Source organism: Bacteroidales bacterium (genome assembly GCA_018334875.1).
Taxonomy (GTDB): Bacteria; Bacteroidota; Bacteroidia; order Bacteroidales; family UBA12077; genus JAGXLC01.
The window spans coordinates 1-7580 of record JAGXLC010000203.1 but is presented as its reverse complement, the minus strand read 5'-3'; the positions used below and the strand labels follow the sequence as shown (position 1 = coordinate 7580).

Here is a 7580-nt window from a genome sequence, read left to right as displayed (position 1 = left end):
GTTTGCCTTTGAGATTTTCTTATAGAAATTTATTTATAGCTATTGCAACTCTTGTTGTTTTACTTATGAATAGAAGCTTTAACCTTTATATAAGTTTAGGGAGTGGTCTGTTAATCGCATATATTCCTTTTACAAAAATATTACATACTGACATTTTGAACAAAATTCAAAATTATTATTTTAAGTACTATAAGGCGATTTTTTACTCATTAATTTTGATTTTTGGTTTGGGACATTTATTTAATTTCGATAATTTGAATTTTGTCCATCTTTTGATATCACCCCTTATTCTTATTAATCAGGTATTTATGGGATTTTTATTGAGTTATGCCAGGGTAAACTATAAGCATGGATTACTTTATTGTTTTATTATTCACGCATTTATTAATTTTATCTTTTTAGCTCCAAAAAATTTGTTTTGAAAAAATCAGAGGAAGGGGATGTATCCTGGTACAGAATATCTGTAAACCCAGGCTTGGGTAAAAAAGGCAAAATCAACCGCCTTAAAGCGTTGTGTAATTAAACATTTTGATGCCTTATGGAAAAAACAAAAAATTTGCATCCTTTTTGGTGGATAACAGGCTTTATATGTTCAATTTTAGGAGGTATAACAGGAACTGTTCTAGGAATTTATTTTGCTTTTGGAAAATATAATAAAAGAGACAGAATTATTGGTTTTATTATCATATTTATAAGTTTAATTATGACTTATTTATGGATTTTATCATTGGGAAAAGGAAAATTCCTAGAATTACATCCATTTATTTAAATAAAAATATAATAAAATGAAACATTCTAACAGCAATAATTATGAGAAAATCATAAAACAGAACAAAAAACTTAAAAGAGAAAACAGACTGCTATTAACAATTGTTGTTATCGCTATTATCATAATGTTATACAATACATTAGCATAATACTTTTAATTAGTCTTTATATTCGGGAACCGGTCAGACGGGGTGCCCTGGCAAAATCCCGGCAGCACTGGTCTAAAATCAGCACGGTCTGGAATCTAAAAAAATTGATTTTTGTGAACCACGTAGTTGACATAGGCTAACACATAGAAAGAAATATTGAGTATAGTCTAAAAAGCCTTCAAACTGCTGATTTTTATCGTTTAAAAATTTGTCCTCTCAATTGCTTGAATGATAAATCTATGTGAAATCCTATCTTTCCTATGTGCGTGGTATATGGTTCAAAAAAAGTTAAATTTATACCCGCTTCGCAACCTTATTGCCAAAACTTTCGTCTGTATTATGATAAATAAATGAAACTTATGAGATTTCGTCACGTATAACATTTTTTACATGGAGAATAAAGATCCCAAAGCATAGATTTTGGCACAATTTTTTCTTTATTGTAATCTGAAAAAGTCAAAATTATTCGGGCATATACCTTCAATTAAAGAACCTAAGGTAAAATGAAGGCCCGGATGTATAGAAAAAAATGTTAAAAAGATTGTTTTTTATTTTGATTATGAAAATATTTTTTAATTTCGTGAAACAAAAATAACTAAGTATGGAGTTAACAGATCCACTTATAAATACTTCGCTCACCTTTCTGATCGCAGTAGCCATAACGGTTATATCCATCCCCACCATTGTAAAAGTGGCCAAAATCAAACAACTGGTAGATATCCCCAACGGACGCACTTCCCATAATGGCATGATCCCTTCTCTTGGGGGCTTCGCAACCTTTACCGCCATCAGCATTGCTATATTAACACTGGCGAATTTCCAGATCAATCCTTATTCTCAGTATTTTCTAGGGGGAATACTGATCATTTTCTTCATCGGCCTGAAGGATGATATTCTGGTGATCGATCCTTACAAAAAACTGCTCGGACAGGTTGCAGCAGCAGGTTTGGTGGTATTTCTCGGCGATGTATATTTTACCAATCTTCATGGCTTTCTGGGTATCTATCAGATCAGTCCAATCATAGGGAGTCTGCTTACCATATTTGTGGTCATAGTAATCACCAACAGTTTTAACCTGATCGACGGCATCGACGGACTGGCGGCAGGCATCGGAATACTCACTTCCCTGGCACTGGGTATATGGTTCTACTATATCGGACAATACCAGTTGGCCATAATCAGTGTAGCCATTACCGGGGCTTATCTCGGATTTTTCCTTTTTAACGTCTCGAAGGGAGAAAACAAAATTTTCATGGGTGATACAGGATCGCTCATACTGGGTTTTGGCCTGGCATATCTCATCGTACATTTTAACGAGCTCAATCTGGTGGGGCAGAAGATGAATATATCCTCCGCCCCTGCTGTGTCTTTTGGCATACTCATCGTACCGCTGTTCGATACGTTAAGGGTATTTTTGCTCCGGGTGCTCCGGGGAAAATCCCCCTTTAATCCGGACAAACAGCATGTACATCACCGGTTGCTGCACTTATTCGACTCCCACCGCAAAACCACCATTACCATCCTTTTATTCAATTTGATATTTATAGGACTGGTTTTCCTGCTGCAAAACCTCGCTATCATTGAACTCATGCTTATTGAGGTGGTGATCGCAGGTATTTTCTCCTATCTTCCCGTTATGATTATCCGGAAGAAGGAAAACAGACCCATCCTCTCCTTCGACAGCGACTGGATGATACACCCTGAGATACTGAATAATGGTAAGCATCAGGAACAAGCCAAGACAACGTACACGAGAATAGACGTCTGATATTTACACCGGCAAATCTCCTGAGGAGAAGCCGAATGACATCATTGAATCCGGCTTCAAAAAGACCATCTTCCAACACCCAAGAAAATCCTTTCCAGTGACCCATTGAACCTTTCATTTCATTAAATTTGCCACCAGCGTCATTAATATTTTTACTAAAATTAAAGTCTTATGCAGGAAGAAGTTAGCAGTAAAAACACCAAAAAAGAGATTCTTGAAGCCTATCAAAGGTTGAAGCAACAACTCGAGGAACAGAAGCAGGATGCTCCTGAATCCGAACAACAGGAAAATCAAAAGGAAAAAATGGTCGAAGAAGCGGCTGCTCAAAAACCTGATAAGGTCATGCAGGATATTGCCAAACTGAAGATTAATCTGAGCCAGTCGCTCGATAAAATCGAAGAATCTCTCGTTGAAGAACAAAAAAAATTATCCAGGGTACGGGAAGCCATCCAGGCTGAAGAAGAAAAGCTTCAGAATATTTACAACATCAAAGCTGAGGCCGATTCACTGGCTGCATTGATCAATGCCCATAAAGAGAAGAAACAAGAGCTGGAACAGGAAATGAAGGAAAAACGTGAAGCATGGGAAAAAGAGAAAAAACGGATGGAACAGGAGATGAAGGAAGAAAAAGAACGTATCCAGAAAGAACGAAAACGGGAAGAGGATGAATACATCTACAACAGGGATCAGCAAAGAAAAAAGGATGAAGATGCCTACAAGGAAAAGGTAGCTCAACAGGAGAAAGAACTTAAGGAAAAACGGGAAGCCTTTGAAAAAGAGATACAGGAGCGGGAAGCCGATCTTAAAGCCCGGGAGGAAGAGCTCCAGGAACTCAGACAAAAAGCCGAGCAATTCCCCAAACAACTGGATGAGGCCGTTCAGCAGAAAGAGAAGGAGGTTACTGACCGCCTGACCTCCCAGTTCAAACATGAGAAAGAGATGCTGGAAAAGGAATACCAGGGAGAACTTAAGTTAAAAGACCAGACCATCAAAACCCTCCAGGATAAAATCAAGGATCAGGACAACTTGATGAACCAGCTATACAAAAAAGTGGAACACGCCGATAAAAATGTGAAGGACATTGTCCTTAAGGCCATTGAAAGCTCCGGGAGATATCCGGCGTATGAAAAAGCAGCCGGAGAACGAAATTACAGAAATGAAGAAAGAAAACAGCAGGAGGAGGAGTAAATTTATTGAATTTAGTGTGTTATCCTGCACCTTAAACGTCCCAATCGCTGCGCCCTAAGTTCCGCGCTATGCGCTTTATACAACAACACAGGACATGGGACACAAAACACGAGACATCTTACAGACAAGCAACCAATCAACCCAATCCATATGAGCAAAACAGCACTAATAACCGGCGTAACCGGACAGGACGGTGCTTACCTTGCCGAATACCTGCTTAAAAAAGGATACCTGGTTCACGGTATCAAACGAAGGGCTTCCCTCTTCAATACCGACCGCATCGATCACATTTACCAGGATCCGCATACGGTAGATAAACAATTCACCCTTCACTACGGAGATCTGACGGACAGCACCAACCTGATCCGCATCATCCAGCAGGTGCAGCCCGATGAAATCTATAACCTGGCGGCCCAGAGCCATGTAAAAGTATCTTTTGACACACCGGAATATACAGCCAATTCCGACGGTCTGGGAACACTGAGGATACTGGAGGCCATTCGCCTGCTGGACCTCACGGATAAGATCAAATTTTACCAGGCATCCACCTCTGAATTGTATGGCCTGATACAGGAAACACCGCAGACCGAGAAAACATCCTTTTATCCCCGGAGCCCCTATGCCGTGGCCAAACTTTTCGGTTACTGGATCACGGTCAACTACAGGGAAGCCTACAACATGTTTGCCTGCAACGGCATCTTGTTCAATCACGAGTCACCCATACGGGGTGAAACTTTTGTTACCCGTAAGATTACACGGGCAGTGGCTCGTATCGCTTTGGGTTTGCAAGATAAAATTTACCTGGGCAATCTGGATGCAAAACGCGACTGGGGTCATGCCAAAGATTATGTAAGAGCCATGTACCTAATGATGCAGCAGGAAAAACCCGATGATTACGTGATTGCCACCGGTATCAACACCACTGTGAGGGACTTTGTACGCATGGCTTTTAAGGAAACAGGCATTGAAATTGATTTTAAAGGGGAAGGCAAGCAGGAAAAAGGCTACATCAAGACGTGTGATAATCCGGAATATCAGGTTGAAGAAGGTAAAGAGGTTATAGCGGTGGACCCCAACTATTTCCGGCCCACAGAAGTGGAACTCCTCATAGGCGATGCCTCCAAAGCCAAAAGTGAACTCAACTGGGAACCCGAATACAGCCTGCAGGATCTGCTTACCGACATGGTCCAGTCCGACCTGGAGTTGATGCATCGGGATAAATATCTGAACGACGGAGGGTACCGGACGATGAACTACTTCGAGTAGTGTAAGAAGATGGCAGAGTAAAATTATCTGTTTATTGAGAAAAAGAAAAGTACGAAGTCCGAATATAAAATACGAATTTTGCGAATTAAAACGAATTAACACAAATTGGGGTGGCAAAAATTATATATAAAGAGGAAAGTTACAGGATTATTGGAGCTTGCATGAAGGTTCATAGGAGGTTGGGTCCAGGTTTTCTGGAAGCTGTCTATCAGGAAGCATTGACAAAAGAATTTAACGATTGTAACATTCCTTTTAAAAGTCAGCATAAATTGCAACTTTCATACAATGGGCAGCCATTAAAAAAATATTATGTTGCCGATTTTATCTGTTATGAAAAAATTATCCTTGAACTTAAAACAGTAAACTATTTGAACAAGCTCATGACAAATATACTATACAACCATCTAAAAGCCATTGACTACAAACTGGGAATCTTAATCAATTTCAGCAAACCCAGCCTCGAGTATAAACGTGTTCTCAACCTGCATACATAGCCATTCGCTTAATTCGTAATAATTCGTAATAATTCGTATAATTCTTACAATTCGTACAATTCGTAAAAGTTCGTATAATTATGCATCAAAACAGCAAAATCTACCTCGCCGGTCACCGTGGATTAGTAGGCAGCGCCATCTTACGGAAACTAACAGAGCAGGGCTATACCAACATCATCACCCGCACCTCAAAACACTTGGACCTGAAGGATCAGCGGGCTGTAGCCCAATTCTTTGAACAGGAAAAACCGGAATATGTCATTCTGGCGGCAGCTAAGGTCGGGGGCATCATGGCCAACAATACCTACCGGGCAGAATTTTTATATGATAACCTGCAGATCCAGAACAACGTAATCCATCAAAGTTATCTTCAGGGTGTAAAGAAGTTGCTGTTCCTGGGCAGTTCGTGCATCTATCCCAGGAATTGCCCCCAGCCCATGAAAGAAGAATACCTGCTGACCGATGAGCTGGAATACACCAATGAGCCTTATGCCATAGCCAAAATCACCGGCATGAAGATGTGCGAGGAATACAACATCCAGTATGGCACCAATTTCATCTCGGTGATGCCCACTAACCTCTACGGGCCCAACGACAATCACGATCTGGAAACTTCCCACGTCCTCCCTGCCCTCATCCGCAAAATGCACCTGGCCAAATGTCTTGAGCAGGATGACTGGAACTCCCTTCGGAAAGACCTCAACCATCTCCCCATCAACAGTATAGATGGCCAGACTGAGCAGCAAAAAATCATACAAATTTTGGAAAATCAGGGAATCACTCTAACCAATCAACCTATCAGTCAATCATCCAATCTACAAAGTTCCAATCATCCAATCAACCAATCAACCAATCGTTCCGGCGCCTCATCACCCCATCGCTCTGTCGCTGTTAAGCTCTGGGGCTCCGGCACCCCCCGCCGCGAATTCCTCCACTCCGACGACATGGCCGACGCATGCGTTTACATCATGGAAAACACCGACTTCGCTGATCTCGCCGGATACTCAATACCAGAAGATCATCTGAACCAAAAAGCTCATAATCTACTGACTTTAGCAAAGGAACAACATCAAACCATCATACAATCAAACGATCAAACAGCCAACCATTTCGACAATCCTTTCCTTTCTCTTGTTAAAGATCATCAAGTATCTATAAAAAATACACATTTGAACATCGGCACAGGCAAGGACATCTCCATCAAAGAACTCGCCGAAATGATCAAAGAGATTGTAGGTTTTCAGGGCACCATCGGGTGGAACACCAACATGCCCGACGGCACCTACCGGAAGCTGCTGGATGTATCAAAGCTTCATGATATGGGCTGGCAGGAGAAACTTGGATTAAAGGAAGGAATCAGCAAAGTTTACGGACAGTATATAAAAATGACAATTTAACAAGGTTTACCTTCATGAATGAAGTGAATATGTTGACAATGTGACAATGTAACAATTTTACAATTTATCCGTTTTCTCAGTTGGACAAAATATTATATTTTCATGCATACTTTTTGAAAAACCTGTTCAGTGCCTGCCAATGGGACTGAGGAGGCGGAGCTGTCTATAAACTGAAGAGTTTGAGGGTTTGACAAAAGTTTGATGAAGGACGATAGAATGAATCAGCGAATAAAACAATACTGCCAAGACGTTATACCTAGTGTTATAATCGCAAAGTTCTTATAGTTTAATGAAGCTTTCACAATCAATAGCTTATATTCTTGTAAGCTTTAATTTTACTAAACGGAATTCAAGGTCAATACACTAGACAGAACCATCTGCAAAACTCGGCCCGGACAGCGAAAGAGGAATTACTGCTGAACCTAAGCGCGCAATTGGCAAGATAAAGTCTGCAGCAAAATTTGACTTAATTTTAGTATAAATTTTACGTTATATAGATTCCGGAGAATACTAAAGCCGGGCTTCCTTATTTGCTAATAATAAACTGAAA

7 protein-coding genes are annotated in these 7580 nt (G+C 40.3%); all 7 read left to right on the top strand.

The genetic code is table 11. The features are described from left to right. The coding region (locus tag KGY70_14230; GenBank protein MBS3776348.1) for a hypothetical protein at positions 1–422 on the top strand (422 nt) is incomplete at its 5' end. 116 nt (positions 423–538) lie between these two features. Then, positions 539–769 carry a hypothetical protein gene (locus KGY70_14225; protein MBS3776347.1) on the top strand — a complete coding sequence of 77 codons (231 nt, stop codon included), beginning with the start codon at positions 539–541 and terminating at the stop codon, positions 767–769. Between the two features lie 749 nt (positions 770–1518). Next, the gene (locus KGY70_14220; GenBank protein MBS3776346.1) at positions 1519–2685 is read left to right on the top strand and encodes an undecaprenyl/decaprenyl-phosphate alpha-N-acetylglucosaminyl 1-phosphate transferase; all 1167 of its coding nucleotides are present in this window, start codon (positions 1519–1521) and stop codon (positions 2683–2685) included. 171 nt (positions 2686–2856) lie between these two features. Further along, positions 2857–3873 (top strand): hypothetical protein, encoded by a 1017-nt coding sequence (locus KGY70_14215; protein ID MBS3776345.1) that lies wholly within the window; start codon positions 2857–2859, stop codon positions 3871–3873. Positions 3874–4023: 150 nt separating this feature from the next. Next, positions 4024–5139, top strand: coding sequence for a GDP-mannose 4,6-dehydratase (gene gmd / locus KGY70_14210; GenBank protein ID MBS3776344.1), 1116 nt, complete (start codon positions 4024–4026; stop codon positions 5137–5139). A gap of 161 nt (positions 5140–5300) precedes the next feature. Then, a complete protein-coding gene (locus tag KGY70_14205; protein ID MBS3776343.1) occupies positions 5301–5633 on the top strand; it encodes a GxxExxY protein in 333 nt (110 codons plus the stop codon). A gap of 80 nt (positions 5634–5713) precedes the next feature. Further along, positions 5714–7030: a GDP-L-fucose synthase gene (locus KGY70_14200; GenBank protein MBS3776342.1), complete on the top strand. Its 1317-nt coding sequence runs from the start codon at positions 5714–5716 to the stop codon at positions 7028–7030. The last annotated feature ends 550 nt before the right edge of the window (positions 7031–7580 follow it).